Below are 1,811 nucleotides of genomic sequence, written 5' to 3'. Positions count from 1 at the left end.
GCGGCGTCCCGATCGCCGTAGGACCGCTGCGGACGGTCACCGTAGGAACGCTGCGGCCGGTCACCGCCACGGGCGGCGTCCCGATCGCCGTAGGACCGCTGCGGACGGTCACCGTAGGAACGCTGCGGCCGGTCACCGCCACGGGCGGCGTCCCGATCGCCGTAGGAACGCTGCGGCCGGTCACCGCCACGGGCGGCATCCCGATCGCCATGGGACCGCTGACCACCGCGATCGTCGCGGGAACCGTACCGGCCGCCGAAGCCACCGCCCTCACGGGCCGGGCGCCCGCCACGGTCATCACGGTCACGGAACCCCGAACCCCGGGACGCGTCACGGTCCCCATAGGACCGCTGCGGACGGTCACCACCACGAGCGGCATCCCGATCACCGTACGACCGCTGGGGACGGTCACCGTAGGAACGCTGCGGACGGTCACCACCACGAGCGGCATCCCGATCACCATAGGACCGCTGCGGCCGATCACCGTACGAACGCTGACCACCACGGTCATCACGATCACGGAAGCCTGAACCGCGGGACGCATCGCGGTCCCCAAAGGACCGCTGGGGACGGTCACCGTCACGGTCGCCGAACGTGCGCCGCGGGCGGTCGGCACGGGACGCGTCGCGATCCCCGTACGAACGCTGAGGACGATCACCCCGGTCGCGTCCGCGGAAGTCGCCCCGGTCTCCAGAACGGCCCTCACGCCGCTCCCCGTAGCCGCTCCGGCCCTCGTCTCGGCCCCCGCTCGTACGGCGCGGCCGGTCATTGCCTTCTGCGCGGTTCTCTTCGCCACGGCCCACGCCGTCACGCCCGTCTTCTCTGTTCACTTCTGTCCTCTATTACTCACTCACCGCGTAGGGGGCTTAGTGCCGGGATCTCACGTGATCCCTTGGCTCCTCCGCCCGCGGGAGATGAACGTATGAGCCGGACGATGCTGAACGTCCGCTTCCGGCCGAAAGTCTTGGCTGCCGGCTCTCGTCGCTCGCCGTGGCCTTCGCTCCTTGCCTGACGCGAAGAAGGCCACCAATTGAAGGTGGCCCGACTCTGCAAGCCTAGCAAGTCAGCGCTACCACACGAGCCGAAGTCACGATCCCGAAGCACTGCGCAGCATCTGGGTAGGAGACTACGGCGGGAAAGGGGGGCGCGGAGGCGGGGGTTTGTGGAGGCCGGCGTAAGACCGTGCCAGCAACCACCGCGACAGCGGTATGCACCTGATCGCAACTATCACGGCCGGCCGGAGCAAGCCCCCGCCTCCGCGCCTACGGACACCAGACAGGCAGCGTCTACCAAAAACAACCCCCCACATCGAGTGGCTCACCCCACACACCACCGCGCTCACCCCGCAACCCGACGCGCTGGGCCGCGGCCGTACCGCGGCTGACCCGGCCCGCGGCTCGCCCCAGCAACACACCGCCAAACAAATACCGAAAGCCCCTGCCCGACAGCCGAAAACCAGCACACCGGCATCAGCGCAGAACACAACAACAACCACCGCGCACAACACCGACCACCAGCCGGCCCCACCACCACACCACCACCAGAAGCGCCTCCACCGGAAGCGCCGCCACCAGCGACAGGAACACCCACACCGACCAACAAAACCCAGACCAGCCAGAACCCGAACCACCAACGAAACCAGCCGGAAAGCGCTTACCCACCAAGGCACAAAAAAGAGAAAGGGCCACCCCAACAAAAGGGTGACCCTCTCCCACAAAAAATTGTCCGGCGGCGTCCTACTCTCCCACACCGTCCCCAGTGCAGTACCATCGGCGCTGGAAGGCTTAACTTCCGGGTTCGGAATGTAACCG

At 67.5% G+C, this 1,811-nt stretch carries 2 protein-coding genes and 1 rRNA gene; 1 reads left to right on the top strand and 2 read right to left on the bottom strand.

Features of this window, described 5'->3' with window-relative positions; translation table 11 throughout:
* Window positions 1-530, top strand: a 530-nt coding sequence (locus tag AB0I59_RS17515; RefSeq protein ID WP_358133867.1) for a hypothetical protein, incomplete at its 5' end; no start/stop codon positions are given.
* 939 nt (window positions 531-1,469) lie between these two features.
* On the opposite strand, the gene AB0I59_RS17510 is transcribed toward AB0I59_RS17515, so the two are convergent.
* Together AB0I59_RS17510 and rrf are read right to left on the bottom strand one after the other, a co-directional pair.
* Window positions 1,470-1,592: a hypothetical protein gene (locus AB0I59_RS17510; protein ID WP_358133864.1), complete on the bottom strand. Its 123-nt coding sequence runs from the start codon at window positions 1,590-1,592 to the stop codon at window positions 1,470-1,472.
* A gap of 131 nt (window positions 1,593-1,723) precedes the next feature.
* A 5S ribosomal RNA gene (gene rrf, locus AB0I59_RS17505) occupies window positions 1,724-1,811 on the bottom strand; the annotation flags it as partial.

It is taken from the genome of Microtetraspora glauca (assembly GCF_040656155.1).
Lineage (GTDB): Bacteria > Actinomycetota > Actinomycetes > Streptosporangiales > Streptosporangiaceae > Microtetraspora > Microtetraspora glauca.
This window is presented reverse-complemented; position numbering and strand designations above follow the sequence as displayed.